This is a genomic window from Streptococcus oricebi (assembly GCF_017883985.1).
In the GTDB taxonomy this organism is placed as follows: domain Bacteria; phylum Bacillota; class Bacilli; order Lactobacillales; family Streptococcaceae; genus Streptococcus; species Streptococcus oricebi.
Map to the genome: position 1 here is coordinate 134,957 of NZ_PRDG01000005.1, position 26,453 is coordinate 161,409.

The 26,453-nt window shown below is 43.9% G+C and carries 25 protein-coding genes; 24 read left to right on the top strand and 1 reads right to left on the bottom strand.

Annotated elements, in window-relative coordinates; genetic code table 11:
- Positions 1-23 precede the first annotated feature (23 nt).
- Positions 24-3,179, bottom strand: coding sequence for a M14 family metallopeptidase (locus tag C4K46_RS08765; RefSeq protein ID WP_209628609.1), 3,156 nt, complete (start codon positions 3,177-3,179; stop codon positions 24-26).
- Between the two features lie 301 nt (positions 3,180-3,480).
- On the opposite strand from C4K46_RS08765, the gene C4K46_RS08770 reads away from it, so the two are divergent.
- From C4K46_RS08770 to C4K46_RS08885, 24 genes are all read left to right on the top strand, one after another.
- On the top strand, positions 3,481-3,747 hold the full coding sequence (locus C4K46_RS08770) for an ACT domain-containing protein (RefSeq protein ID WP_209628611.1): 267 nt from the start codon (positions 3,481-3,483) through the stop codon (positions 3,745-3,747).
- Positions 3,748-3,756: 9 nt separating this feature from the next.
- Positions 3,757-5,094: a PFL family protein gene (locus tag C4K46_RS08775; RefSeq protein WP_209628613.1), complete on the top strand. Its 1,338-nt coding sequence runs from the start codon at positions 3,757-3,759 to the stop codon at positions 5,092-5,094.
- Between the two features lie 361 nt (positions 5,095-5,455).
- Positions 5,456-6,424 (top strand): tagatose-bisphosphate aldolase, encoded by a 969-nt coding sequence (gene lacD, locus C4K46_RS08780; RefSeq protein WP_245335178.1) that lies wholly within the window; start codon positions 5,456-5,458, stop codon positions 6,422-6,424.
- Positions 6,425-6,704: 280 nt separating this feature from the next.
- Complete coding sequence (locus tag C4K46_RS08785; RefSeq protein WP_209628617.1) at positions 6,705-7,394, top strand: histidine phosphatase family protein; 690 nt, start codon at positions 6,705-6,707, stop codon at positions 7,392-7,394.
- Positions 7,378-8,133 carry a M15 family metallopeptidase gene (locus C4K46_RS08790; RefSeq protein ID WP_420853782.1) on the top strand — a complete coding sequence of 252 codons (756 nt, stop codon included), beginning with the start codon at positions 7,378-7,380 and terminating at the stop codon, positions 8,131-8,133. The genes C4K46_RS08785 and C4K46_RS08790 overlap by 17 nt, the downstream gene beginning before the upstream one ends.
- A 209-nt stretch (positions 8,134-8,342) precedes the next feature.
- Positions 8,343-8,624: a PadR family transcriptional regulator gene (locus C4K46_RS08795; protein ID WP_209628760.1), complete on the top strand. Its 282-nt coding sequence runs from the start codon at positions 8,343-8,345 to the stop codon at positions 8,622-8,624.
- Positions 8,621-8,959, top strand: a complete 339-nt coding sequence (locus tag C4K46_RS10585) for a DUF2812 domain-containing protein (RefSeq protein WP_245335179.1) — start codon at positions 8,621-8,623, stop codon at positions 8,957-8,959. The genes C4K46_RS08795 and C4K46_RS10585 overlap by 4 nt, the downstream gene beginning before the upstream one ends.
- 215 nt (positions 8,960-9,174) lie before the next feature.
- Positions 9,175-9,726 (top strand): DUF2812 domain-containing protein, encoded by a 552-nt coding sequence (locus tag C4K46_RS08805; RefSeq protein ID WP_245335180.1) that lies wholly within the window; start codon positions 9,175-9,177, stop codon positions 9,724-9,726.
- Between the two features lie 205 nt (positions 9,727-9,931).
- Positions 9,932-10,792, top strand: a complete 861-nt coding sequence (locus tag C4K46_RS08810) for a DNA adenine methylase (RefSeq protein WP_209628621.1) — start codon at positions 9,932-9,934, stop codon at positions 10,790-10,792.
- Entirely contained in the window at positions 10,782-11,579 is a 798-nt protein-coding gene (locus C4K46_RS08815; RefSeq protein ID WP_209628639.1) for a DNA-methyltransferase, read from the top strand. The genes C4K46_RS08810 and C4K46_RS08815 overlap by 11 nt, the downstream gene beginning before the upstream one ends.
- The gene (locus tag C4K46_RS08820) at positions 11,576-12,124 is read left to right on the top strand and encodes a PD-(D/E)XK nuclease superfamily protein (protein ID WP_209628641.1); all 549 of its coding nucleotides are present in this window, start codon (positions 11,576-11,578) and stop codon (positions 12,122-12,124) included. Before C4K46_RS08815 ends, C4K46_RS08820 begins: the two co-directional genes overlap by 4 nt.
- A gap of 11 nt (positions 12,125-12,135) precedes the next feature.
- Complete coding sequence (locus C4K46_RS08825) at positions 12,136-13,041, top strand: type II restriction endonuclease (protein ID WP_209628763.1); 906 nt, start codon at positions 12,136-12,138, stop codon at positions 13,039-13,041.
- 176 nt (positions 13,042-13,217) lie between these two features.
- Positions 13,218-14,252 carry a heat-inducible transcriptional repressor HrcA gene (gene hrcA, locus C4K46_RS08830; RefSeq protein WP_209628643.1) on the top strand — a complete coding sequence of 345 codons (1,035 nt, stop codon included), beginning with the start codon at positions 13,218-13,220 and terminating at the stop codon, positions 14,250-14,252.
- Positions 14,253-14,391: 139 nt separating this feature from the next.
- On the top strand, positions 14,392-14,937 hold the full coding sequence (gene grpE, locus C4K46_RS08835; RefSeq protein WP_209628645.1) for a nucleotide exchange factor GrpE: 546 nt from the start codon (positions 14,392-14,394) through the stop codon (positions 14,935-14,937).
- 345 nt (positions 14,938-15,282) lie between these two features.
- Positions 15,283-17,109, top strand: coding sequence for a molecular chaperone DnaK (gene dnaK, locus C4K46_RS08840; RefSeq protein ID WP_209628647.1), 1,827 nt, complete (start codon positions 15,283-15,285; stop codon positions 17,107-17,109).
- A 275-nt stretch (positions 17,110-17,384) separates the two neighbouring features.
- Positions 17,385-17,843 carry an 8-oxo-dGTP diphosphatase gene (locus C4K46_RS08845; protein ID WP_209628649.1) on the top strand — a complete coding sequence of 153 codons (459 nt, stop codon included), beginning with the start codon at positions 17,385-17,387 and terminating at the stop codon, positions 17,841-17,843.
- A 491-nt stretch (positions 17,844-18,334) separates the two neighbouring features.
- The gene (dnaJ, locus tag C4K46_RS08850; protein ID WP_209628651.1) at positions 18,335-19,471 is read left to right on the top strand and encodes a molecular chaperone DnaJ; all 1,137 of its coding nucleotides are present in this window, start codon (positions 18,335-18,337) and stop codon (positions 19,469-19,471) included.
- 179 nt (positions 19,472-19,650) lie between these two features.
- Positions 19,651-20,400, top strand: a complete 750-nt coding sequence (gene truA / locus C4K46_RS08855) for a tRNA pseudouridine(38-40) synthase TruA (RefSeq protein WP_209628652.1) — start codon at positions 19,651-19,653, stop codon at positions 20,398-20,400.
- The gene (locus tag C4K46_RS08860; protein WP_209628655.1) at positions 20,390-21,163 is read left to right on the top strand and encodes a bifunctional hydroxymethylpyrimidine kinase/phosphomethylpyrimidine kinase; all 774 of its coding nucleotides are present in this window, start codon (positions 20,390-20,392) and stop codon (positions 21,161-21,163) included. The genes truA and C4K46_RS08860 overlap by 11 nt, the downstream gene beginning before the upstream one ends.
- Entirely contained in the window at positions 21,141-21,614 is a 474-nt protein-coding gene (locus C4K46_RS08865) for an ECF transporter S component (RefSeq protein WP_209628657.1), read from the top strand. The genes C4K46_RS08860 and C4K46_RS08865 overlap by 23 nt, the downstream gene beginning before the upstream one ends.
- 20 nt (positions 21,615-21,634) lie before the next feature.
- Positions 21,635-22,201: a TIGR01440 family protein gene (locus C4K46_RS08870; protein WP_209628659.1), complete on the top strand. Its 567-nt coding sequence runs from the start codon at positions 21,635-21,637 to the stop codon at positions 22,199-22,201.
- 219 nt (positions 22,202-22,420) lie between these two features.
- Positions 22,421-23,704 (top strand): trigger factor, encoded by a 1,284-nt coding sequence (gene tig, locus C4K46_RS08875; protein WP_209628661.1) that lies wholly within the window; start codon positions 22,421-22,423, stop codon positions 23,702-23,704.
- A 182-nt stretch (positions 23,705-23,886) separates the two neighbouring features.
- Positions 23,887-24,474 carry a DNA-directed RNA polymerase subunit delta gene (gene rpoE, locus C4K46_RS08880; RefSeq protein ID WP_209628663.1) on the top strand — a complete coding sequence of 196 codons (588 nt, stop codon included), beginning with the start codon at positions 23,887-23,889 and terminating at the stop codon, positions 24,472-24,474.
- A gap of 163 nt (positions 24,475-24,637) precedes the next feature.
- Complete coding sequence (locus tag C4K46_RS08885) at positions 24,638-26,248, top strand: CTP synthase (RefSeq protein WP_209628665.1); 1,611 nt, start codon at positions 24,638-24,640, stop codon at positions 26,246-26,248.
- Positions 26,249-26,453 lie beyond the last annotated feature (205 nt).

Consider the following 26,453-nt stretch of genomic DNA (forward strand, 5'->3'; position numbering starts at 1 on the left):
GTGAGGTTAGAGTGAAACTAGTCTCAGCCTTGAGCCTTTTCCTCCTTTTTCTTCAAGAGAATAAGGCCGCTGCTGGTTGCAAGAACTAGTCCAGCTAGGAGAAAGGCAGTTGCATCTTCCTTGCTTCCCGTTTGCGGAAGCTGCACACCTGCTCGCATGACTTGCGGCTGTGCTTGGTAGGTTGCTCCTTGAGATGTGGTCTGGCTTAGCGGCCTTGCTTGTGGTCTTGCGGTCAAGACTTCCACTTGCTCAACACCAGGATCTTGCGCCAAATCTTGCAAGGTGGCTAGTTGGCTACCGAAGATAGCATTGGAGAGCCAGCGGTAGAAGTGGACAGGGTGGAGGCGGTTACTTGGATTGCCGGCATAGATAAACATGGTTTGGCCTTGGTAGCTACCGGCAATAGCCACTGTTTTATTGGCCAAGAGTTCATTTTGGGGCCACCAACCTGCGATATAATAGTTGCTATCGGCAATCTTCATCAAGGTCCTAAAGTTTGCTGGGACTTTTTCAATCCAGTTACCGGAGTTAGAGTAGAAGAGGTCATTTTTGGCATAGCCACTAGCCAGAGGATCCAGGTCATCTACGATAGCCCGCATAAGCCCTTCATAGTCGCTGCCGCCTTTGAAACGTTCCGCATCAAAGCCTTCTAGGACTCCTAGTTTTTCCAAACGTTGCATGGCTGAACCACCGACAACAATGGTCGGTTTTAGGCCCAGGATAGAGGCGTCAAAACGGCTATTTTCTAGGAGAATGACATCGGCCTCTTGAGGGGTATTAACAATATTAAAACCTAGGCTTTTAAGGACCAGGGCAGAGTGGGTAGGAGATTCTACACCAGCCCAGGCCGCATAATTGTTAGGGGAATAGACCTTGACTGGCTTTAGTCTAGTTCCGAGAGGTTGCTTGTAGAGGGGCTGGCCATAGAGAGGATAGTCCTTGAGCAGTTGGTCAAAGCTAGCTGTATCTAGAATGTAACCATCTTCAGTTAGATAGACCTCCTTGCCTTGGGCTAGTGCTTGGTTGACCGCCTTGACTGCACTTTCAGAGTTATTGCTCAGAATGTAGTAAGGAGCCTTGTAATCAAGCTTACTAGTCCGCTGGGCCTGGTTGCTAGTGACTTCCCCTAATTTTCCAGCAAAGTATTGGTCTTCAAAGACTTGATAGGCTTTAAAGCCCTTCATATCAGGGAAATTAACTACCAACTCAGCATACATGGCTCCCCATTTAGATTCATTGGAGCCTGAATAAAGGATATGGTTGGCATAGCCACGCTTGGCTTGAGCCATATCCACCACTAGGTCTCCCTTCTTGAAAGGACCTGTATCCTCTTTTAATTCTTGGACAATGACCCCGTTACGCTTGAAGTAGTCAATCATTTTAAAGGCTTGATCGAGAGCATTATTCTTATCCAGGCTCATGGGAATGACATAGTAATCTGGGAAGAACTTGTCCCGACCATTTTTAATCCGACCGACGATTTCTCCATTTGGGCCGACCAATTCCTTTTCAGCCTCTGGGGCTTCAATCTTATTGATTCCCCGAGAGTAGAATTTAAGGCGCATTTCCATCAGCTGGTCAGGCTTACTTCTCAAAAAGTCAATCCCGCCCAAAACAGCGTGGTAGCCGGCATCAAAGGAGGCTTGATTGCCTTCGGGGATTTCAATTGTATGTCCCAAGATTCCATGATAGAGGGCATAAACTCCCGTGTAACCAGAGAAGGAGTCGTCCCAGCCTTCGCCCCAATCTAGTTTGGGAATGATGTAGCTATCGTATTTGGAGTTGGCGACACCAGCCCGTCCCATGGAATGGGCGTTTTCTAATAAGAGGTCGGCCATTAAATCGTATTCAAAGTTTGGATCGTGAGGAGGAGTGGCTGGCTCGATGAGAAATTCCTTGACAAAACCATGAATATCATAGAGGGCCATAGGATTCCACTTGTTAATTAAACCAGCAATAATTCGGGTTTCAGGATTGGCCTGATAGCCAGCATCGCGGTTGGGGTCCAGTCCATTAGCTAGGGCCCGAGTATTGGCTACATCTCCGTCAGGGTTTTCCGTAAAGTTAAAGAGGAAGATAAATCGCTCTAATAGTTCTGAGATACTAAAGGTGAGCTTGGTTTCCTGACCTTGGGCGTCCTTGCTTGGAAATTGGAAGCTATCTTTGGTGGCGAAATCATGGAAGAGGCGGGTGATAATATCAATCGCCGGTTGCTCATCTGCATGAGTATTGTTGATTAAAACGGGGAGTTTATAGTTGAGCTGGCCCTTTTTCAGCTCTTCTAGGACTTGGTCAGGACTAGTCAACATTCGAGGACTAGTTTCTCGGAGATAGTGGTCGATGCTGGCCTGGTCCTTGCTGATAATTCCCAGTTTGACCTCCCGATTTTCGGCACTGCGACCGATTGTCTCAATTTGAACGAGGCGATCCTTTTTGGCCTCCTTACGGCTCTGCTCAATGGCCGCCAACATCTCCTCATGAGTATGAAAGCTTTCATAGGGCCTAAAGATAAGGTTTTTTCGGATAATCAAGCTCTGATCGCTAGTTCTTCCAACCAATTGATGTTGGCCCATATAAGCGCGATAGCTGCGGCGGATATTGCTGGGTTCACGAAGGCTTAGGTCCTGGCCAAAGAGTTCCTGGGTCTCAATCGTCAGATCCAGATCTTGTCCATTTTTTCTGGCCTTAACCTTGATAAAGTCTGGACCGCTGAAATCCCCCTGGTCTAAATTCCAGCTTTTCCATTCATTCAGAGGCTTATTATCCAGGGTCCAGGTCAAATCATTAGCCTTGTCTCCCGCTCCTTGGACCTGGTCCTTGATTTCATTTTTTTCCGACATGTAAAGGGGGCTGTCTGCTAGCTCGGTGCTATCTGCCTGAGCCTGGTTGGCTAGGACGGCCTTCTTAGCTGCTAGGTCCTCCTCCTGATGGTCAGCCTTCCCTAGGGGAGCTTGCTCTTGATCCTTGGTAAGAGAATTATCAGGGAGCTTGTCCTGGGCTTTTTCTTCTTGTAGCTTCTCGTTGGCTTGATTGGTCTCTAGCGAGGCCTCCTGGGGTGAGTCGCTACTTACTTCAAGGCTATCTGCGGCAACCTGACCTTGGACTAGGACGGCCAGTAGACAGGCGGTTGACAAGCTTAAGACTTGAGAGAACAAACGTTTTTTGTAAGAATCTTTCATCTTAGCCTCCTTATATTAAGATATGTTACTTCCAGTATAGCAAAAAATGTAAGCCTTTTCAAAAATAAATAGAAAGATAATAGACGAAAATTGGAGAAAGAATAGCTAAAAAAATAAAATTTTCTGTATTTTAAGAAAGTTTTAAGCCAGCCAGTCTATACTATACTTATCCTAAAACTTTTCTTTTTCATAAATCTCCCTAAACACTAGCTTTCCCGGCTAGTGTTTTTTTGTCTTGGATAAGAGTCTGCAGACTCAGGAAAAATATGCTACAATGTTAAGAAAAGGATTGGAGTAGAAGATGAAAGCAATTATAACAGTCGTTGGTAAGGATAAGACAGGGATTGTCGCAGGGGTTTCTAGTAAGATTGCTGAGCTAGGTCTCAATATTGATGATATTTCCCAGACCGTCTTAGACGAATTTTTCACCATGATGGCAGTCGTGTCCAGCAACCAAAAGCAGGATTTCACCCATCTGCGCAGTCAACTAGAGGACTTTGGGCAAGATCTCAATGTCAAAATTAATATTCAGAGTGCAGCTATTTTTGATGCCATGCACAATCTTTAAGGGGGAATCATGGATATAAAGCAAGTTACTGAAACCATCGCCATGATTGAGGAGCAGAATTTTGATATTCGGACCATCACCATGGGGATTTCTCTACTGGATTGTATCGACAGCGATATTGACCGGGCTGCTGATAAGGTCTATCAGAAGATTACAAAGAAGGCCAAAAATCTGGTTGCAGTTGGTGATGAGATTGCAGCTGAGCTGGGAATACCCATTGTTAATAAAAGGGTCTCGGTTACACCGATTTCTCTGATTGGGGCAGCAACAGATAGCGAGGACTACTTGCCCTTGGCTCGGGCCTTAGATAGGGCGGCCAAGGAGATTGGGGTTGACTTTATCGGTGGCTTTTCGGCCTTGGTCCAAAAGGGTTACCAAAAGGGAGATGAAATTCTCATCCGTTCCATTCCCCAAGCCCTAGCTGAAACGGACAAGGTCTGCGCCTCTGTCAATGTGGGCTCTACCAAGACTGGTATCAATATGACAGCCGTTCGAGATATGGGGCAGATTATTAAGGATACGGCCAGCCTTTCTGATATGGGAGCCGCCAAGCTAGTTGTTTTTGCCAATGCGGTTGAAGACAATCCCTTTATGGCTGGGGCTTTCCATGGGGTAGGAGAAGCTGATGTGGTCATCAATGTCGGTGTTTCTGGTCCCGGGGTTGTTAAGCGGGCCCTAGAAAAGGTCAGGGGGGCTAGCTTTGATGTCTTGGCCGAAACCGTTAAAAAGACCGCCTTTAAAATCACGCGGATTGGTCAACTGGTCGGTAGCTTAGCTAGTGAGCGCCTGGGCGTCAAGTTTGGTATCGTAGACTTGAGCCTTGCTCCGACTCCGGCAGTGGGAGACTCTGTGGCGCGTGTACTAGAAGAAATGGGCTTGGAGATGGTCGGAACCCATGGAACTACGGCAGCCCTGGCCCTTCTTAATGACCAGGTGAAAAAAGGAGGCGTCATGGCCTGCAATCAAGTCGGCGGTCTCTCTGGTGCCTTTATCCCCGTCTCAGAAGATGAGGGCATGATAGCCGCTGTCCAGGCTGGATCGCTCAATCTAGAAAAGCTCGAAGCCATGACAGCTATTTGTTCGGTGGGCTTGGATATGATTGCCATTCCGGAAGATACCCCAGCCGAAACCATTGCTGCCATGATTGCAGATGAGGCTGCTATCGGGGTCATCAATCAAAAAACGACCGCTGTTCGCCTGATTCCTAAAGGAAAAGAAGGAGATATGATTGAGTTTGGCGGTCTCTTGGGCACAGCCCCAGTCATGCCTGTCAACCAACATTCCTCAGCAGACTTTATCAGGCGAGGGGGACAAATTCCCGCCCCGATTCACTCTTTCAAAAACTAAAAGAAAATCAACTCCGTTGCTAGCCAACGGAGCTTTTTTGTTTGTAAATATAAAGCAGACTCTGATTAAGATGATTGCGATAGAAAAAATTATTATATTATTTCAAGAAATCCGTTGACAGAAAAATAATAATATAATATAATAACATTATAAAAGTTCCTTTATATAAAGGGAGTAGGCTGATGAAAGATATGGCTGGGCCCTCCCTTCAGGCAAGTGATAGGTTCAGACCAGTAAAGGCAATTCTAATTGCTTATATTGTCGCTTTTACGGCGGCTAAATAAATCAACCACAAGCCAAGTTTTTCAAGAATATTGGGAAAAGGTTGGCGGTAAATACCATGATTAAGAGGTGACCTGTGATGACGAAAAGTGGAAAAATCAAGCACATGGAAAAATTAGCGAGTGAGACAGGGATTATTTCAGCCCTGGCCTTTGACCAGAGGGGGGCTCTTAAGCGTCTGATGGCCCAGTACCAAGAGGCAGAGCCTAGCCGGGCCCAAATGGAGGAGCTCAAAGTATTGGTGGCCCAAGAATTGAGCCAGTATGCCTCGTCTATGTTGCTGGACCCCGAATACGGCCTAGCAGCTAGCAAGGTCTTGAGTCAAGAAACAGGCCTCCTTTTGGCCTATGAAAAGACTGGCTATGATACGACCTCGACCAAGCGCCTACCAGACTGCCTCGGAGACTGGTCAGCTAGACGTATCAAGGAGGCAGGTGCAGATGCGGTCAAATTCCTCCTTTACTATGATATCGATTCTAGCCGAGAGGTCAATCGGCAAAAAGAAGCCTATATTGAGCGGATTGGATCCGAATGTCTGGCTGAGGACCTTCCTTTTTACTTGGAAATCTTGGCCTATGATGAAAAGATTCCAGATACCAAGAGCGCGGCCTATGCCAAGGTCAAGCCTGCAAAAGTCCTGGGAGCCATGAAAGAATTTTCTAAAGAAGGCTACCATGTCGATGTTCTAAAGGTCGAAGTGCCCCTCAATATGGACTATGTAGAAGGCTTTGCCAAGGGGGAAGTTCTTTATAGCAAAAAAGAGGCTGCTGCCCTCTTCAAGGAACAAGGTCAGATTTCAAGCCTTCCCTTTATCTACCTAAGCGCCGGTGTATCTGCCAAGCTCTTCCAGGAAACCTTGCTATTTGCGGCGGAGGCTGGGGCCAACTTTAACGGGGTCCTTTGTGGCCGGGCTACTTGGGCAGGAAGTGTCAAGGCCTATATCAAGCAAGGTCCAGAAGCTGCGCGAGAATGGCTGCGGACCACTGGCTTTGAAAATATCAATGAGCTAAACAAGGTCTTGGAAAAAACAGCCAAGCCTTGGCGCTAAAAGAGGACCTTGAAACTCATCAATTTCCTTTGATTTCTGCTGATTTATTTACGATTTGTAAGGGATTGGAGTGATGAACCTTTTCTTTCTAGGAGGAGGTTTGTCGCTTCAGCCCTTCTTTTTCATTTTACAAGAGTTTTCTTTACAAAAATGTTATAATAGTCTAGTGATGCTCAAAGAAAATTGGATTAGTGCTAGGCTTAGCAGGAGTTCCTTCTTGCTTCAAATAGGCTAGGGTTCTAGTTTTTGATTTTTAGAGTATAAAATCGGAGGAATAAAAATGGCAAAAACAAGACTGTACATTGTTCGTCATGGCAAGACCATGTTCAATACGATTGGCCGGGCTCAAGGTTGGAGTGATACTCCCTTGACAGCAGAGGGGGAAAAAGGTATTCACCATTTGGGAATCGGTTTACGCCAGGCAGGTATAGAGTTTAAACGGGCCTTTTCCAGCGATAGTGGTCGGACCATTCAAACTATGGGGATTCTTTTGGACGAGCTCGGCTTAAGAGATCAGATTACTTATACCTATGATAAGCGGATCCGGGAGTGGTGTTTTGGAAGTTTTGATGGTTCTTTTGATGTAGACCTCTTTACGGGCCTCTTGCCTAGGATTTTCAATGTGGACCATGTCCACCAGCTGAGTTATCCAGAATTGGCCGAAGGCTTGGTAGAGGTAGACACAGCTAACTGGGCAGAGTCCTGGGGTGTTTTAAGCGGTCGTATTGTAGATGGTTTTACAGCCATGGCCAAGGAGCTAGAGGAGTCTGGTGGCGGAAATGCTCTGATTGTCAGTCATGGAATGACTATCGGGACCTTTATGTATTTGATTGATCAAAGGCGCCCACATGGGATTCAAAATGGTTCTGTGACGGTAGTTGAATTTGAAAATGGTCAATTTAAAATTGAGGTTGTGGGGGACACCTCTTATCGAGAAGCGGGAGCAAAGTTAGTTGAGACGAATGATTAAAAATAAAAAACGTCTCTGGACTAATATCCTCTTTGTCATTTTGAGCCTATTGGTCTTGATTCTTTTGACAGTTTTCTTGCTTGAGCCTAACAGTCTATCTTTTTTGAAAAATAAGCCTGGAGGGACCAGTTCCAGCTCGGAGATGACGAGTTCCCAGGCAACTGAACTTCCCCTACCCCAAGTTTCCAGCAAGGATTGGGAGCTAATCTTGGTCAATCGGGACCACCCGACAGACTTGGTTCCCCCTAGTTTAACAAAGTTGGAGACGGTTGAGGTAGATAGTCGGATTGCCCAAGCTGCCAAAGAGTTTCTAGAGGCTGTTCGTCAGATTGAGCCAGCAGAAGAATTGATCTCAGGTTATCGGAGTAAGGAGAGTCAAGCGGAGCTCTACAATGAAGCTATCGCAGCTGGTGAGGCCGAGGGCTTATCTCACGAGGAGGCTGAAGCCGAGGTCCGCAAGCAAATCCAAGTTCCCGGAGCCAGTGAACATCAGACAGGCTTAGCCCTAGATATTAGTCCAGCTGCAGGACAAAGTGATGAGCTAGCTGCTAAGATTAGTCTTTTGGCTCCCGACTATGGCTTTGTTCTGCGCTATCCCAAGGATAAGTCAGAGATTACAGGGGTAGATTTTGAAAATTGGCACTATCGCTATGTTGGCAAGGAGTCAGCCCGTTACATGCAGGCCCATAATTTAGTCTTAGAGGAGTATTTAGCCCGCCTACAGGCGGCAGGTCGCTAGCCTTTTAAAGGGGCTATGGTCATGATAATTTTTTCAAATCACAGGAGAGCTTGGAAATAAGTTGGCTTTCCTGTGATTTTTGTTTGTTTTTATTTTTTTTGGATTTTTTCTTGACAAATACATCGAACTGCGATATATTTTTTATATCAAAGTTCGATATATCGAGGTGAGAAGTAGTGGATAAAAAATTAAAAAGAATTTATGTGCCCATGACCGAGACTGGCTTTTATATTCTCTTTTGTCTGAGAGAAGCCATGCACGGCTACAGCATTACCCAAAAGGTCAAGGAAATGACTGAGGGACAGGTGACGATTAGCCCCGGCACTATGTACGGGACCTTGTCCAAGATGGAAAAGGACGGTTTGATTGTCTTTGCGCGTGAGGAAAATAAACGGCGGATTTACCACATTACCGATGTTGGACGGGAAATTCTGGACTTGGAGCTCAAGCGGATTGAACGCCTCTACCGCAATATTCAGGAGGAGCAATGATGAAAAAGAAAAAAGTGTTTGTAAATCTGGCTGGCCATGCCTTAGCAAATAGTGACCGGCTGGAGGAACGTCTGCAAAAAGAACACGCTCAGGGTTGGGAGTTGGTTAATTATAGTTGGTGGGGCTTTTTCACCTTTGAAGAATGCCAACCAGCCCATGTCGTCTATCGTTTTGATTTTACTCAAGAGGTTTGGACGCCTGGTATGGTTCGAATTTATCAAGACGCTGGTTGGACCAAGGTTTTGGATAAAGGCGGCATTTTGCTGTTGAAAAGAAAGCTAGCAGAAGGAGAGCTTGCTTCTGACGCCCTCCTCTATGAAGACCGTCATACCTAGCTGGAGGCAAGATTACCTATGTTGAAAAAGCTTGTCTGGGGTGAAGTGTTTATTTTTCTTTTCATCCTTTATCTCTTGTACACCATTTTTACAGATAATCATATTGGGACAAAGATTTATTGGTTATCGCTAACGGCCTTCTTATCTTACCAATCACTATCAAGGCTAAATGTTTTTCGAGCCTATTATCGCGCAAAAAAGGAGTTGACTGAATCATGAAAACTAAAACAAAATGGCGGATTTTTACAATCGCGGATTACGAAAAAGAAGAAAAATGGCTGCGCAGCATGCACGCTCAGGGTTGGAAATTTGTTGGTTTCAACGGTCTCTTTCATTTTGAGGAATGCCAGCCAGAAGATGTGGTCTATAAACTAGACTATTGCCAGATTGCCAGCGAAGAAAGGGACTCTTATATTCAGCTGTTTACAGATTATGGTTGGGAATACATCGATACTTGCGTCAATTTTTCTTACTTCAGAAAGCCAGCCAAGGATATCCAAGAGGAGGAAGAAGGGGACTTGTACAATCCCCAAAGTAAGACCATGATGATGCAGCGGCTTGCCAGACAGCTTGTTTTCATTTTACTGTCTATGATTGTTTCAGGCTACTTATTTTGGGAGCGTCTGCTGGGTCATTCGTTTGGCAAAGAGTTGATGTATGATGCCTTTTATATTTTATTTACAGCTCTCTATCTTTATATTGCCTGGATTGCTGTGCGCTTTGCTTATCATTATTGGAAATTGCGTAGAGATAGCTCTCATTCTTAGTGTTATAGGGCTCCAAAAGTTGCCTTTCTTTTGCCTGTTTTAGATTGTTTTACTTGTGGGGCTGAGTCAATCTGTTTTACTTGGTTCCCGCTTTTTTATTTTTAGAGCGAAGCACCTTCTTCTATTTTTATATAGGGATTCGGAAGTAGGATAAGAGGCATTATATCGCTATCGAATAGCTGAGTTTTGTGCTATAATAGCTATTATGAAAATAGCAAAGTTAGAGCAAGAGAAGGTTATTCTCCAGCCATTTACTAAATGGACGGGTGGGAAACGTAAGTTGTTAGCAAATTTAAATGCATTAATGCCAGAAGTTTATGATCGATATTACGAACCCTTTATAGGCGGGGGAGCTCTTTTTTTTGATAGAGCTCCTGAATCAGCGCTTATAAATGATTTTAATAGTGAATTAATTAATTGCTATCGGCAGATTAAAGATAATCCTCTCCAATTAATCGCCTTGTTAAAAGAACATCAAGCTCATAATTCCAAGGAGTATTACTTAGAACTTAGAGCCGCAGATCGTGATGGCCGTATAGATAAAATGACCGATGTTGAACGTGCTGCCAGAATTATGTATATGTTGCGCGTGAATTTTAATGGTTTGTACCGGGTGAACTCAAAGAACCAATTTAATGTTCCTTATGGCCGTTATAAAAACCCTAAGATAGTTGACCCGGAAATGATCCAGATGATTTCAAGTTACTTAAACAAATATGATATCCAGATAATATCTGGGGATTTTGAAAAGGCAGTAGAGGAGGTTGGGAAAGGAGATTTTGTTTATTTCGATCCCCCTTACATCCCTCTTTCTGAAACCAGTGATTTTACATCCTATACTCATGAGGGTTTTTCGTACCAAGATCAAGTTCGACTGAGAGATACCTTCAAACGTTTAAGTGATCGAGGAGCATATGTCATGTTATCCAATTCGTCCAGTCCGCTAGCTGAAGAACTCTATAAAGATTTTAAGATTCATTATGTTGAAGCAATACGAACTAATGGTGCAAGCTCGAAAAGTAGAGGAAGAATTTCAGAAATTATAGTAACCAATTATGTCAAATAACGAATTTAAGTATGGAGGTGTTTTAATGACCAAACCATACTATCATAAAAATAAGACCATTCTTGTTCATGCGGATACCTTTGACTTTTTAGCAAAAATGAAACCAGCAAGTATGGATATGATTTTTGCAGATCCTCCATATTTTTTAAGTAATGGTGGGATTTCTAATTCTGGTGGTCAAGTTGTTTCAGTTGATAAAGGAGACTGGGACAAGGTCTCTTCCTTAGAGGAAAAACATGAGTTTAATCGTCGGTGGATTCGTTTAGCAAAGACAGTCTTGAAACCAAATGGAACCATTTGGATATCCGGTAGTTTTCATAATATTTATTCTGTAGGTATGGCTTTAGAGCAGGAAGGTTTTAAGATTTTGAACAATATCACTTGGCAGAAAACCAATCCTGCCCCTAACTTATCTTGCCGTTACTTCACTCACTCTACAGAGACGATTTTATGGGCTAGAAAAGCGGATAAAAAGGCTCGTCATTACTATAATTACGATTTAATGAAAGAGTTAAATGATGGGAAACAAATGAAGGATGTTTGGGCTGGCGCCCTTACTAAGAAAGCTGAAAAGTGGGCGGGCAAACATCCAACTCAAAAGCCAGAATATCTTTTGGAACGTATTATTTTGGCTAGTACTCGCGAAGGAGACTATATTTTAGACCCTTTTGTGGGAAGCGGTACGACCGGTGTTGTAGCAAAACGTTTAGGAAGGCGTTTTATCGGAATTGATGCAGAAAAAGAGTATTTGAAGATAGCCAAAACAAGATTGGAGAAGGAAGTATGATAAAAGGTGGTGTTGGTGGAGCCAATACGAGTCGTAATGGTTTGAAGTTTGAAAAAGATACAGACTTTTCGGAGCTTGTAGATAAATTGCCTAATTATAAGGTTGAGGAGATAAACTTTAATGACAAGAAGATTACTCGAGATTTTGAAGTATATCGAGATGATGTCTTAGTCGGAAAAATTATGTCACAGTATCGATTTTATGATTTTTTATCAGATATTGGACTGGATAATTTCAACTCAAAACAATGGAAGCCGGACGAAGTTTTTGTGAATTTTGAGACTAAAACTGTTTATATTGTTGAAAAGAAGTGGCAAGAGACAGAAGGGAGTGTTGATGAAAAATTACTGGGATTTGGAAATAAGAGAAGATTGTACCAACGTTTGTTAGATAAGGCTGAAGAGCCTTATGCTGTACAATTTGTTTTCGTTGGTAATGATTTTTTTAAAAGACCAAATTATCGTGACTCTTTTGAAATGTTACGCGGCGACGGTGTGAAAATTATGCTAGAAGAATATGATATGACATTCTTTGGTCTTTATTGAGGTGGCACATGATGAAACTACAAGAATATATCAACTTAGATTCCGACCAACGTCTAAAAGAATTTCTAGCAACCCTCTCAATCACTAACCGCACACCAGACTATTATGTAAATTGGGAAAAGGTTTCTAGGGAGACAAAGAAATTTGAACTGGAACTAAATACCATGAATTATCTGATCGGCAAAGAGGATATGTACCAGGAAGCCCTAGGATTGTTTACAAAACAACCTGATTTATTGAAAGTTGTTCCCAGTCTAATTGCTAGTAGAGAAAAGATCTTGGATGTTCTAATTATTGACGAAGAAGATAATATGGCTTTTGACCAGTTGAACTTTTCTAAAATTGACTTAGATAGAATCAAAGAATATGTTGATTTCATGGACCATTCAGGATTATTGTCTTTTCTGCAAAAAGAGGCTAATCGTTCTCTGGTTGATTATGTTTATGGTGTAGAGGCTGGTTTGGATAGTAATGCTCGTAAAAATCGCAGTGGGACGACAATGGAGGGGATTATTGAGAGAAGTGTTGCTAAAGTTAGTCGAGTCTATAATCTAGATTTTAAGGCTCAAGCAACAGCTGCTTTTATCAAAGAAAGATGGAATATTGAGGTTCCTGTAGATAAATCAGAACGGCGATTTGATCTTGCTGTTTACTGTCCAAAAAAGCACAAGGTTTGGTTGATTGAAACCAATTATTACGGTGGTGGTGGCAGCAAATTAAAGGCTGTGGCAGGTGAATTTACAGAACTAAATCAGTTTATTAGGACTTCGGCGGATGATGTTGACTTTGTTTGGATTACTGATGGACAAGGATGGAAAACAGCTCATTTGCCGCTTGCGGAAGCATTTGGACATATTCCATACATCTTTAATTTAGAGATGTTAAAACAAGACTATTTGTTTAGTCTCTTTCAATAGTTTTTCTAAGTCCTAAGACCTATTTTTAGCACTCTTGCAAAAAGAGTGCTAATTTTTTGAGTTTTTGGCTTGACTTTAGTCTAAATGCGTGTATAATAGAATCATGAGTTAGCACTCGGAGATAAAGAGTGCTAACTACTAGAAAGTCTTTCTTGGTTGGGAGGTGGAGCGATGCAATGGTAACCAAACGGCAAAATGAGATTTTAAATTTAATTGTTGAAATTTTTACTAAGACCCAGGAGCCTGTTGGTTCAAAGGCCTTGCAGGATTCGATAAAATCAAGTAGTGCCACGATTCGTAATGATATGGCTGCCTTGGAAAAGCAGGGACTTTTGGAAAAGGCCCATACCTCAAGTGGTCGTAAGCCCAGTATCGCTGGTTTCCAATACTTTGTCAAGCATTCTCTGACCTTTGATAGTTTGGCTGAAAATGAGGTTTATGAAGTCATCAAGGCTTTTGACCAAGAATTTTTCAAACTTGAGGATATCCTCCAAAGGGCGGCTGATGTCCTAGCTCGTTTGACGGCTTGTACGGCCCTGGCTCTAGATGTGGAGCCTAGTCGGCAGCGACTGACTGCCTTTGACATCGTCGTTCTCAGCCAGCATACGGCTTTAGCGGTCTTTACTCTCGATGAGTCTTCTACGATAACCAGTCAGTTTATGATTCCCAAAAATTTTCTCCAAGATGATTTGATTTGTCTGCGCAATTTGATTCAGGAGAGATTTTTAGGCCAGACCGTTCTGGATATTCACTACAAGATTCGGACAGAGATACCTCAAATTATTCAGCGTTATTTTACAACGACAGATAATGTCTTGGACCTTTTTGAACATATCTTTGAAGAGATGTTTGCAGAGAAGGTCCAGCTGGCAGGTAAGGTTCAGCTCTTGAACTTTGCTGATTTGAGGGCCTATCAGTTTCTGGAAAATCGGCAAAAGATTGCCTTTGAGCTAAGAGAGAGCCTCCAAGATGAGGAAATGCAGACAGTGAGGGTGGCCGAGAGCAAGGAGGCTAGCCTGGCCGACTTGACGATTATCACCAGCAAGTTTCTCATTCCCTATCGGGGTTTTGGCTTACTGGCTCTGATTGGCCCGGTCAATGTGGACTACCAACACCTGGTTGGCCTAGTCAATGTGGTCAATCGTGTCTTAACCATGAAGTTGACGGACTTCTATCGCTATCTGAGTAGCAATCATTATGAAGTGCATTAAGATTTGAGGCCTGAAGAAATGAGAAGGAGAGACAGAGTCAATGATTTGAGAGTCTCCAACTTTTTCCCGAACTTCTAACCCAAACCCGATTAGAAAATGTAATTTTGCAAACCTATTATTATATAAAGGAGGTCACTCGGTGGCAAAAAAAGAAAAAGAAGAAAAAAATGAACAGGTCCAGAACTTGAAAGAGGAAAAAGTAGAAGAAGTCCTTGAAAATGCGGAAGCCGCTCCTGAAAAATCAGAGCTGGATTTAGCAAATGAACGGGCTGATGACTTTGAAAACAAGTACCTGCGCGCTGTTGCAGAAATGCAGAACATTCAGCGCCGCAGCAATGAAGAACGTCAGAACTTGCAGAAGTATCGCAGTCAAGATTTGGCCAAGGCCATCTTACCTTCGTTAGACAATCTTGAACGGGCTTTGGCCGTTGAAGGCTTGACTGATGATGTCAAAAAAGGCCTTGAAATGGTCCAGGAAAGTCTGATTCATGCCCTTAAAGAAGAAGGGATTGAAGAAATTCCAGCTGAAGTTGGCGGCGACTTTGACCACAACTTCCACATGGCAATCCAGACCATGCCGGCTGATGACGATCATGCCGCAGACAGCATTGCCCAGATCTTCCAAAAGGGCTATAAGCTCCATGAGCGGGTTTTGCGCCCTGCTATGGTAGTGGTCTACAACTAAGAGGCTGATTTCTTCTGACTCGTCGTTAAGTCGCCTCGGCATACTTTAGTATAGCCTTCAGCGACTTGCCTAGATTCAGAAAAAAATCATCACTCTTAGCGATTTGACCGAAAAGTCGGTAAACTACTACACTAAATATGTTGTCATAAAATGCAAGTCGAAGACTTGTTTACGCGATGTTTTTCGCTGTGGCGATAGCAAGGTAACAGGATGTTACCTTGTAGGGGAACTTTGAGACTTTAGGCTCAAAGTTAAGGAATGAGACACCGTAGGTGGCTGCTTCCGTCCCCCATCACTTAAGAAAAACATCAAATAGAAATATAAAATATATAAGAGGTAAAACATATGTCTAAAATTATCGGTATTGACTTAGGAACTACAAACTCTGCTGTTGCTGTTTTGGAAGGAACAGAGAGCAAAATTATTGCAAACCCAGAGGGAAATCGCACAACACCGTCTGTTGTTTCCTTCAAAAATGGGGAAATCATAGTTGGTGATGCGGCTAAGCGCCAAGCAGTAACCAACCCTGATACCATTATCTCTATCAAGTCTAAAATGGGTGAAAGCAGCAAGGTTGCTGCTAACGGTAAAGAGTACACTCCTCAAGAAATCTCAGCTATGATTCTTCAATACTTGAAAGGCTATGCTGAAGAATACCTTGGTGAAAAGGTAACCAAGGCAGTTATCACTGTACCAGCCTACTTTAACGATGCACAACGTCAAGCGACTAAAGACGCTGGTAAAATTGCTGGTCTTGAAGTAGAACGGATTGTTAACGAACCAACTGCAGCAGCCCTAGCTTATGGTTTGGACAAGACTGATAAAGAAGAAAAAATCCTGGTCTTTGACCTTGGTGGAGGAACCTTTGACGTTTCAATCCTTGAACTTGGGGACGGAGTCTTTGATGTTCTGGCTACTGCTGGCGACAACAAGCTCGGTGGTGACGACTTTGACCAAAAGATTATCGACCACATGGTAGCCGAATTTAAGAAGGAAAACGGCATTGACCTATCAAGCGACAAAATGGCTGTTCAACGTTTGAAAGATGCTGCTGAAAAGGCTAAGAAAGACCTTTCAGGTGTGACATCTACTCAAATCAGCCTGCCATTTATCACAGCTGGTGAAGCTGGACCACTCCACTTAGAAATGACCCTGACTCGTGCTAAGTTTGACGATTTGACTCGTGACCTGGTAGAACGCACAAAAGAACCTGTTCGTCGTGCCTTGTCTGACGCGGGTCTAAGCCTATCTGAAATCGATGAAGTTATCTTGGTTGGTGGTTCAACCCGTATCCCTGCGGTCGTGGAAGCTGTTAAGGCTGAAACAGGTAAAGAACCAAACAAATCAGTTAACCCTGACGAAGTGGTTGCCATGGGTGCGGCTATCCAAGGTGGTGTTATCACTGGTGATGTCAAAGACGTTGTCCTCTTGGATGTTACTCCACTTTCACTTGGTATCGAAACCATGGGTGGTGTCTTCACTAAGCTCATTGACCGTAATACAACCATTCCAACTTCTAAGTCTCAAGTATTCTCAACTGCAGCAGACAATCAACCAGCTGTTGATATCCACGTTCTCCAAGGAGAGCGCCCAATGGCTGCGGATAACAAGACTCTTGGACGTTTCCAATTGACTGATATTCCAGCAGCACCTCGCGGTATTCCACAAATCGAAGTTACCTTTGACATCGACAAGAACGGTATCGTATCTGTTAAGGCTAAAGACCTCGGTACTCAAAAAGAACAAACCATTGTTATCCAATCTAACAGCGGTTTGACTGATGAAGAAATTGACCGCATGATGAAGGATGCTGAAGCAAACGCAGAAGCTGATAAGAAGCGCAAGGAAGAAGTGGACCTTCGTAACGAAGTAGACCAAGCTATCTTTGCAACTGAAAAGACCCTTAAAGAAACAGAAGGTCAATTTGAGGACGAACGTGCTCAAGCTCAAACAGCCCTAGATGACTTGAAGAAAGCCCAAGAAGACAACAACTTGGACGAAATGAAAGCGAAACTTGAAGCTCTCAATGAAAAAGCGCAAGCTCTAGCAGTCAAGCTCTATGAGCAAGCGGCAGCAGCCCAACAAGCTCAAGCAGGAGCTGAAGGCGCAGCAGGCCAAGCAGACGGCAACAAGGACGACGATGTCGTAGACGGAGAGTTTACGGAGAAGTAAGATGTGAGAGCGTTAAAAAATCGAAAGAAAAATAGGAAGTCATCGCCTTGTGCGATGCACAAAAGATGACTTATCTTTTTTCCGAGATTTTAGCTCAAACTCAGTTGCTTACTAACTTGCCAACAGATGGTGTCGCTTTTCTCATCGTACATCATAACTGTCCACCGGACTATTTTATCCACTTACTTAAAAATTAGCGGGCGAGTGATTATACTAGATTAACTACATGTTAGTTTGAATTGCCTTGTTAGGGTACTTGAAAGAAAGGGCTATCTATGGAACGCGCTGAGCGAGTAGTTCTGTGCAATATGTGCATGATTGAGAATGAGTTGACCAATCAAGTGGTGCTCCAGCACCGGACAAAAAAGGACTGGCAGGGCTGGGCCTTCCCAGGTGGTCATTTAGAGTCTGGAGAATCGCTCCAAGAGTCGGTTATCCGTGAGGTCTTGGAAGAAACAGGACTTGAGATTAGTAACCCTCAGCTGACTGGGATTAAGCACTGGGAAAAAGATGGTATTCACTACCTAGTATTTCACTATAAGGCAGGAGAGTTTCAAGGCCAATTGCGTTCTTCGTCTGAAGGAGAGGTGCGCTGGTTTGCCAAAAATCAGCTAGCAGAGCTAGATTTGGCCTATGACATGTTACGTAGTCTGGAAATGATGGACAATCCAGCTATTTCAGAACTTTTCTATCGCGAAAAGATAGATGGCGACTGGACCAAGGAATTTTTCTAAAGTTCGATAAAATAGTAAGTAGAGGCGGAGCTCTGGTTTCCGCCTTACTTTGCTAATCAGAGCTTGAAGTCGTTTAAAGGAAATGGGCAGAGGCTCTGTGAAAAAAGATAAATCTTCCTAGAAAGCTAGGATTGACTGTTAATTTTTAACCCCAGATACGAAATGGGTGTGATTTAGAAAGAAAGGAAATGAACCCGCCCTAAAAGCTGAGAAATGAGATAAATCGCTTTGCTTTCATCGAAAGCCTCATCGATTTCCTAAATTTCAGTCGTGAATAAGGGGCAGCTCTTTCTTAGAAATTTATAGAAAGGATTACAAGTGTTCTCTGAAATGAACACAGGCTGTTTGAGTTTGTATCCAGCTTAGTTTATGAGCTTAACTGAATACGCCTACGACTCTGTGAAAAAAGATAAATCTTCCTAGATACTTTTGTATCTTCGTCAGATTTCCTATTTTTCTTTGAGTCGCTTAACGGCTAAATATCTTATATTATGAACAATACTGAATTTTACGATCGTCTGGGTGTTTCTAAAAATGCTTCCCAAGACGAGATTAAAAAGGCTTATCGCAAGCTTTCCAAAAAATATCATCCAGATATTAACAAGGAGGCTGGCGCCGAAGAGAAATATAAGGAAGTGCAGGAAGCCTATGAGACCTTGAGCGATGAGCAAAAGCGGGCGTCCTATGATCAGTACGGTGCGGCTGGAGCCCAGGGTGGCTTTGGCGGTGGTGCTGGAGGTTTTGGTGGCTTTGGCGACTCTGGCTTCGGTGGCTTTGAAGATATTTTCTCTAGCATTTTTGGCGGCGGCGGTGCTAGTCGTAATCCTAATGCTCCTCGTCAAGGTGATGATTTACAATACCGAGTCCAGCTCAAGTTTGAAGAGGCGATTTTCGGAGTTGATAAGGAAATCAAATATAATCGTGAAGCGACCTGTCATACCTGTGATGGTTCAGGAGCCAAACCGGGAACCAGTCCCGTAACTTGTAGTCGCTGTCATGGCGCGGGGGTAGTCAATGTTGACACTCAAACACCCCTTGGAATGATGCGCCGTCAGGTGACCTGTGATGTCTGTCATGGCCGCGGTAAGGAAATCAAGGACCCATGTATGACCTGTCATGGTACTGGTCATGAAAAGCAGGCCCACAGTGTCCATGTTAAAATTCCAGCAGGTGTCGAAACTGGCCAGCAAGTTCGATTGACTGGTCAAGGAGAGGCTGGTTTTAATGGTGGACCTTACGGTGACTTGTATGTAGTCGTTCAAGTCGAGCCTAGCAAGGAATTTGAACGTGACGGCTCAACCATTTACTATAAACTCAATCTCAACTTTGTCCAAGCTGCCCTAGGCGACAGTGTAGAAGTACCGACCGTACATGGTAAGGTTGAGTTAACGATTCCTGAAGGAACTCAAACCGGCAAACGTTTCCGTTTGCGGGGTAAGGGGGCACCAACCCTAAGAGGAACAGGCCAAGGGGATCAGTTTGTTACGGTTAATGTGGTGACGCCAACCGGTCTCAATGACAAGCAAAAGGCAGCCTTGCAGGACTTTGCGGCCGCAGGCAATATTAAGGTAAAGCCGCAGAAAAAAGGTTTCTTTGACCATATCAAGGATGCCTTTGAAGGAGAATAAGCTCAAAGAGGGGCAGGCCAGGACCAGTTCTTAGCAGGAAAGGTTTCTAGTCTGGCCCTTTTTTGGCTCTTTGTCAACTGTAGTGGGTGAAAAGCTAGATCGTCCTTGTCCTTTCTGTCCCCATACAGTTATTTTTTCTCTGCCTTGCAGCCCTCTTTTTTTCTTGCTAAAATAAAAACATGATACGGTATAAAGCGATTATTTCCTATGATGGCTATCGGTTTGCGGGCTTTCAGCGCCAACCTCATGCCAGAAGTGTCCAGGAGGAATTTGAAAACACCCTGACAAAAATCAATCGAGGCCAGGCTGTAACCATTCAAGGAGCTGGACGCACTGATAGCGGTGTCCATGCCCTGGGCCAGGTTTTGCATTTTGATTTGCCTCAGCTATACGATGAAGAGAAATTACGATTTGCTCTGGACACCCAGACGCCTGAGGATATTGCTGTTCGCTCCATTGAGTTAGTGGATAAAGACTTCCATGCTCGCTATAGCAAGCACAGCAAGACCTATGAATTTCTAGTAGATATTGGTCGTCCTAAAAATCCGCTAATGCGCCACTACGCCACTCCCTTTCCCTATCCCTTGGATATAGCCTTGCTAGAAAAAGCCCTTACTAAGCTGGAAGGAACCCATGACTTTACGGGGTTTACCGCTTCTGGAACGGCTGTAAAGGATAAGGTTAGGACGATTACAGAGGCTAGTTTGGAGTTTGACCAGGAGCGCCATTTGTTGATTTTTACCTTTTCTGGGAACGGTTTTCTTTATAAGCAAATCCGTAATATGGTCGGAACCCTCTTGAAAATCGGCAATGGCCGGATGCCTCTGGAACAGATTGATAAAATTTTAGCCGAGAAAAATCGCCAGCTGGCTGGCCCGACAGCGGCTCCTAATGGTCTTTACTTAAAGGAGGTAAGATATGAGAGATGAGATGATTCTAGCAATTTCTGGTAATGATATTTTTAGTGGTGGAGGCCTTTATGCCGACTTGACTACCTATACCAGTATGGGACAAAGAGGCTTTGTGGCAGTGACCTGCTTGACAGCTATGACCCAGGACGGTTTTGAGGTGAAAGCTGTTGCTGCTCCTACCTTTGCCCAAGAATTAGCCAGTCTAGAGGAAGTTCCTTTTTCGGTTATCAAGATTGGTCTCTTGCCCAATCCTGAGATTGCCGATTTAGCTCTGGACTTTGTGCGGGAGCGTGCAGAGCTTCCCCTGGTCTTAGATCCGGTTTTAGTTTGTAAGGAGAGTCATGATGTTGAGGTTAGCGCACTCAGACGCGAGCTTATCAAATTCTTTCCTTACGCTAGCATCATCACTCCCAACCTAGCCGAGGCTCAAATCTTAGCTGATAGGGAGATTAAAAATTTGGCTGATATGAAAGAGGCGGCTCAAGAACTTCATGCCCTGGGAGCTCAGGCAGTTGTCATCAAGGGAGGGAGTCGTTTTGACCCAGAAAAGGCCATCGATGTCTTTTATGATGGCCAGACCCTAGAAGTCTTAGAGTCGCCTCTTCTTGACTCAAATAATGTCGGCGCGGGCTGTACTTTTGCCTCCAGCATTGCCAGCCACCTGGCCAAGGGAGAGAACTTGCTGCTTGCAGTAAAGGCAGCCAAGGCCTTTGTCTATCGCGCGATTCAAGATTCAGATGAATATGGAGTTGTCCAATATGAGAGAAAAAACAACCAATAAAATCAGCCAACTTTCCCTCCTTATTGCCCTGACAATGATTCTGGGCTACTACCTAAAAGTTCCGACTCCTACTGGGATTTTGCCCCTCTTAGATGTCGGCGTTTTCCTAACAGCCTTTCTTTATGGTTCTAAGGAGGGGGCTCTAGTCGGGGGCCTGTCTGCTTTCTTGCTTGATTTGCTTTCAGGCTATCCCCAGTGGATGTTCTTTAGTCTATTTTTTCATGGTCTACAAGGTTACTTTGCCGGCTTTAAGGGGAAATCTCGACTGGTGGGGCTCTGTTTAGCCAGCCTAGTCATGGTGGCGGGTTATGCCCTAGCAGGTAGCTTGTTACATGGCTGGGGTGCTGCCCTAGCAGAGGTCCTTCCTAACTTCCTGCAAAACCTCCTTGGTATCTTGCTGGCTTTGGGTCTAAAGAAAATCTTAGTTAGGCAAGTAGGCTGGACTAGTTAAGAAAGGATTTCAAGCAGAAAATGGTAGATTTAAAATTGATAAAGGACCAGACTCAGACCATCCTCCTAGATGTCCTAGAAAAGGCCCAGCTCCGACCAGGACAAATCTTTGTTCTTGGCCTATCCTCAAGTGAAGTTCAGGGCAATCGCATCGGTCAAGCCTCCAGCCGAGAAATCGGCCAGGTCATAGTTAAGACTATCCTGGATATTTTGGACCAAAGACAACTATATCTAGCCGTTCAAGGCTGCGAACACCTTAATCGAGCCCTAGTAGTGGAGCGGGCCTTGGCCGAGCAGAAGGATTTAGAAATTGTCAATGTCCTTCCTAGCCTGCATGCGGGTGGAAGCGGTCAATTAGCGGCCTTTGACTATATGCAGGATCCCGTTGAGGTAGAATTTATCCAAGCCCAGGCTGGTCTAGACATCGGAGATACAGCGATTGGTATGCATGTTAAACATGTCCAAGTTCCAGTTAGACCGAGCCTAAGTCAGCTAGGAGCTGCCCATGTCACAGCTCTGGCCAGCCGGCCCAAGTTGATTGGCGGAGCTAGAGCCAACTATCACAGGGACCAGATTCGTAAGGCCTAGAGCCATAATGTCCTGCCTCTATTCTAGAAATTTTTAATGAGACTAGAGACTGTTGTCCTAGCCTCATTTTTTAACCAGGCAAGGTCTTTGGTCCCTCTCCTGTCTCGTCTGGGTCGAAACTTTTGTTTTGGCCCAAAAATTTTTCTCTAACATTTTGAAAAAAGCGCTATTTATGCTATAATGGATTGTAATTTAATAAATTTAAGGAGAAATGACAGAATGTCTGTATCATTTGAGAATAAAGAAACAAACCGCGGTGTTTTGACCTTTACCATCGGTCAAGATGTAATCAAACCAGAATTGGACAAGGTTTTCAAGTCCGTTAAGAAAGATATTGCTGTACCGGGCTTCCGTAAAGGACATATCCCACGTGCGGTCTTTAACCAAAAATTTGGCGAAGAAGCTCTTTATCAAGATACCCTCAACAATCTTCTGCCAGCAGCTTATGAAGCAGCTGTTAAAGAAGCAGGAATCGAAGTGGTTGCTCAACCTCAATTTGATGTTACCTCTATGGAAAAGGGTCAAGACTGGACCGTTACTGCCAATGTGATTACCAAGCCAGAAGTAAAATTAGGTGACTACAAGGACCTGACAGTTAGCGTAGAACTTTCAAAAGAAGTAGCTGATGAAGAAGTAGATGCCAAGGTAGAGAGCGCACGCAATAACTTGGCTGAATTGGTCCTGAAAGAAGATGCAGCGGCTGAAGGCGATACCGTAGTTATCGACTTTGTCGGCTCTGTTGACGGTGTAGAATTTGACGGTGGTAAGGGTGACAACTACTCCCTTGAGCTGGGTAGCGGTCAATTTATCCCAGGCTTTGAAGATCAATTAGTCGGTCACAAGGCTGGTGAAACAGTTGATGTGGTGGTAACCTTCCCAGAAGACTACCAAGCAACTGATCTTGCAGGTAAAGAAGCAAAATTTGTAACAACTGTTCATGAAGTAAAAGCTAAGGAAGTTCCTGCCTTGGATGACGAATTAGCTAAGGATATCGATGAAGAAGTTGAAACACTGGCTGAATTGAAAGAAAAATACCGTCAGGAATTGACAGAAGAAAAAGCAACTGCCTACCAAGATGCTCTTGAAGCAGCAGCCATTGATTCAGCCGTTGAAAATGCAGAAATCGTAGAATTACCAGCAGAAATGATTGACGAAGAAGTACACCGCTCAATCAATGAGTTCCTGGGCAATATGCAACGCCAAGGTATCTCACCTGAAATGTACTTCCAAATCACTGGTACCAGTCAAGATGACCTCCACAAGCAATATGAGGCAGATGCTGAAAAGCGGACCAAGACTAACCTAGTGATTGAAGCTGTTGCTAAGGCTGAAGGTTTTGAAGCAAGTCAAGACGAAATCAACACTGAAGTGGAAACCCTAGCCAACGACTACAATATGGAAGTAGAGCGCGTGCGTGAACTCCTTTCAGAGGAAATGCTGAAACATGATATTGCAATCAAAAAAGCAGTAGAGTTAATTACTAGCACAGCTAAGGTGAAATAATTTAAAAAATCTAGATAAATTCTAGAGGTTGAGGAATCTTCCCAACCTCTTTTACTATCTGATTTTTAGCTTGAAAAGAGAAAATTCCCTTTGACGAAAGGGAAAATTTATCGTACAATAGAAAGAGCGAAAAAATTACAAGTAAAATCGAATTTTACCCTATTTTATGAAGGAGACCAATTTTGGAATTAGAAGTATTTGCTGGACAAGAAAAAAGTGAATTATCCATGATTGAAGTGGCGCGGGCCATTTTAGAATTACGGGGTCGTGACAATGAAATGTACTTTAACGACCTGGTAAATGAGATTCAAAACTATCTGGGAAAATCAAATAGCGATATTCGTGAAGCCCTACCCTTGTTCTATACAGAGTTAAATGTCGACGGTAGCTTCATTCCTTTAGGGGATAACAAGTGGGGCCTGCGTTCTTGGTATGCTATTGACGAGGTAGACGAGGAAATCATTGCCCTAGAAGAAAACGATGATGAGGTGCTACCTAAGAAGCGTAAGAAGAAAAGGGTCAATGCCTTTATGGATGGCGATGAAGACGCAATCGACTATAGCGATGATGATCCAGAAGACGAAGACTCTTATGAGGCAGACCCAACTCTCAACTATGACGATGAAAATCCTGATGATGAGGAAAACGAGGCTGAAGCCTACGATGCCGAAATCAATGAAATCGCTCCTGACGACTTGGACGAAGAGGTTGACTTGAACGAGGAAGATGACGAGTTTGTGGACGAGGACGTCGAGGTAGAAGAAGAGTAATTTCGTTGACAAAAGCCCGAAATTAGGTTACTATATTATCGGGCACCTCTTTTTGAGGTCGGAAGGCTCCCTGTTAGGGGAGCTATTTTTGTTTTTTGTCCTGATTAGCTTAGGACAAAGGGCGCTCTCAAATGATGATTTGCGTATGATGAAAGGAAAAAGTATGACAACAAAATATATTTTTGTTACAGGTGGTGTGGTTTCTTCGATTGGAAAGGGGATTGTCGCAGCTAGCTTGGGCCGTTTGTTGAAAAATCGTGGTCTTAAGGTAACTATTCAGAAGTTTGACCCCTATATCAATATTGATCCGGGAACCATGAGTCCTTATCAGCATGGTGAAGTTTTTGTGACAGATGATGGAGCAGAGACAGATCTGGACTTGGGCCACTATGAGCGTTTTATTGACATCAACCTCAATAAGTATTCCAATGTTACCACAGGTAAGATTTACAGTGAGGTCCTACGCAAGGAGCGCCGCGGAGAATATCTGGGGGCAACGGTTCAGGTGATTCCTCATATCACAGATGCCCTCAAAGAGAAGATTAAGCGGGCAGCCTCAACCACCGATTCAGATGTCATTATTACTGAAGTTGGTGGAACGGTTGGAGATATTGAGAGTCTGCCTTTCCTTGAAGCCCTGCGGCAAATGAAGGCCGATGTCGGTTCTGACAATGTTATGTACATCCATACAACCCTCCTGCCATATCTCAAGGCAGCTGGGGAAATGAAAACCAAGCCAACCCAACATTCAGTCAAGGAATTGCGGGGACTGGGGATTCAACCAAATATGCTGGTTATCCGGACGGAAGAACCAGCCAGCCAAGGGATTAAGAATAAGCTGGCCCAATTCTGTGATGTGGCTCCAGAAGCGGTCATCGAATCGCTCGATGTGGAGCACCTCTATCAAATTCCGCTCAATCTACAGGCTCAAAACATGGACCAAATTGTCTGTGACCACTTGAAATTGGATGCTCCAATCGCTGATATGACCGAGTGGTCAGCCATGGTAGACAAGGTGATGAGCCTTAAGAAGCAGGTCAAGATTTCCTTGGTCGGTAAGTATGTCGAACTGCAAGATGCCTATATTTCAGTGGTTGAAGCCCTCAAGCATTCTGGCTATGCCAACGATACAGAAATCAAGCTAGACTGGGTCAATGCCAATGATGTGACCGCTGATAATGTGGCAGAGCTCTTGAGTGGGGCTGACGGAATTATCGTTCCTGGTGGCTTTGGCCAGAGGGGAACAGAAGGGAAGATTCAGGCCATTAAGTATGCCCGCGAACAGGATGTACCTATGCTGGGAATCTGCCTGGGTATGCAGTTGACCTGTGTTGAGTTTGCCCGTCATGTCCTTAAGTTAGAAGATGCTAACTCTGCCGAATTGAATCCCGAGACCAATTATCCAGTCATTGACATTATGCGAGACCAGATTGATGTGGAGGATATGGGAGGAACCCTACGTTTGGGTCTTTATCCTTCCAAACTCAAACGGGGTAGCAAGGCTGCGGCAGCCTATGACAATCAAGAAGTGGTCCAACGCCGCCACCGCCACCGTTATGAATTTAACAATGCCTACCGTCAGCAATTTGAAGACGCTGGCTTTGTCTTTTCAGGGGTTTCACCAGATAACCGTCTAGTGGAAATCGTAGAAATCCCAGAAAACCAGTTCTTCGTGGCTTGTCAGTATCACCCAGAACTATCTAGCCGCCCAAATCGCCCCGAAGGCCTCTACACCGCCTTTGTCACAGCAGCGATTGAGAATCAAGAAAAGTAATCATTTAAAGGAAGTGCCAATTGTTTGGTGGCTTTCTTTTTTTGCTTGACAATTTGTTTTTTGAAAATTATAATGGAAGTGTAAAGTTAATAATATTATTCTATGAAAAAGGGGTAATAAATAAAAGAAAGGAGCAAGTTTGTTACGAACTTGTTACCAGTTCTTTTGTTTATGCCCTTTTTTGTGATTTTGTGACATGGAGGGA

What these genes read in the sequence shown, in the direction of transcription:
- C4K46_RS08765 (WP_209628609.1), bottom strand. Translation starts at nt 3,179, where the DNA reads ATGAAAGATTCTTACAAAAAACGTTTGTTCTCTCAAGTCTTAAGCTTG.
- C4K46_RS08770 (WP_209628611.1), top strand. Translation starts at nt 3,481, where the DNA reads ATGAAAGCAATTATAACAGTCGTTGGTAAGGATAAGACAGGGATTGTC.
- C4K46_RS08775 (WP_209628613.1), top strand. Translation starts at nt 3,757, where the DNA reads ATGGATATAAAGCAAGTTACTGAAACCATCGCCATGATTGAGGAGCAG.
- lacD (WP_245335178.1), top strand. Translation starts at nt 5,456, where the DNA reads ATGACGAAAAGTGGAAAAATCAAGCACATGGAAAAATTAGCGAGTGAG.
- C4K46_RS08785 (WP_209628617.1), top strand. Translation starts at nt 6,705, where the DNA reads ATGGCAAAAACAAGACTGTACATTGTTCGTCATGGCAAGACCATGTTC.
- C4K46_RS08795 (WP_209628760.1), top strand. Translation starts at nt 8,343, where the DNA reads ATGACCGAGACTGGCTTTTATATTCTCTTTTGTCTGAGAGAAGCCATG.
- C4K46_RS10585 (WP_245335179.1), top strand. Translation starts at nt 8,621, where the DNA reads ATGATGAAAAAGAAAAAAGTGTTTGTAAATCTGGCTGGCCATGCCTTA.
- C4K46_RS08805 (WP_245335180.1), top strand. Translation starts at nt 9,175, where the DNA reads ATGAAAACTAAAACAAAATGGCGGATTTTTACAATCGCGGATTACGAA.
- C4K46_RS08810 (WP_209628621.1), top strand. Translation starts at nt 9,932, where the DNA reads ATGAAAATAGCAAAGTTAGAGCAAGAGAAGGTTATTCTCCAGCCATTT.
- C4K46_RS08815 (WP_209628639.1), top strand. Translation starts at nt 10,782, where the DNA reads ATGTCAAATAACGAATTTAAGTATGGAGGTGTTTTAATGACCAAACCA.
- C4K46_RS08820 (WP_209628641.1), top strand. Translation starts at nt 11,576, where the DNA reads ATGATAAAAGGTGGTGTTGGTGGAGCCAATACGAGTCGTAATGGTTTG.
- C4K46_RS08825 (WP_209628763.1), top strand. Translation starts at nt 12,136, where the DNA reads ATGAAACTACAAGAATATATCAACTTAGATTCCGACCAACGTCTAAAA.
- hrcA (WP_209628643.1), top strand. Translation starts at nt 13,218, where the DNA reads ATGGTAACCAAACGGCAAAATGAGATTTTAAATTTAATTGTTGAAATT.
- dnaK (WP_209628647.1), top strand. Translation starts at nt 15,283, where the DNA reads ATGTCTAAAATTATCGGTATTGACTTAGGAACTACAAACTCTGCTGTT.
- C4K46_RS08845 (WP_209628649.1), top strand. Translation starts at nt 17,385, where the DNA reads ATGGAACGCGCTGAGCGAGTAGTTCTGTGCAATATGTGCATGATTGAG.
- dnaJ (WP_209628651.1), top strand. Translation starts at nt 18,335, where the DNA reads ATGAACAATACTGAATTTTACGATCGTCTGGGTGTTTCTAAAAATGCT.
- truA (WP_209628652.1), top strand. Translation starts at nt 19,651, where the DNA reads ATGATACGGTATAAAGCGATTATTTCCTATGATGGCTATCGGTTTGCG.
- C4K46_RS08860 (WP_209628655.1), top strand. Translation starts at nt 20,390, where the DNA reads ATGAGAGATGAGATGATTCTAGCAATTTCTGGTAATGATATTTTTAGT.
- C4K46_RS08865 (WP_209628657.1), top strand. Translation starts at nt 21,141, where the DNA reads ATGAGAGAAAAAACAACCAATAAAATCAGCCAACTTTCCCTCCTTATT.
- C4K46_RS08870 (WP_209628659.1), top strand. Translation starts at nt 21,635, where the DNA reads ATGGTAGATTTAAAATTGATAAAGGACCAGACTCAGACCATCCTCCTA.
- tig (WP_209628661.1), top strand. Translation starts at nt 22,421, where the DNA reads ATGTCTGTATCATTTGAGAATAAAGAAACAAACCGCGGTGTTTTGACC.
- C4K46_RS08885 (WP_209628665.1), top strand. Translation starts at nt 24,638, where the DNA reads ATGACAACAAAATATATTTTTGTTACAGGTGGTGTGGTTTCTTCGATT.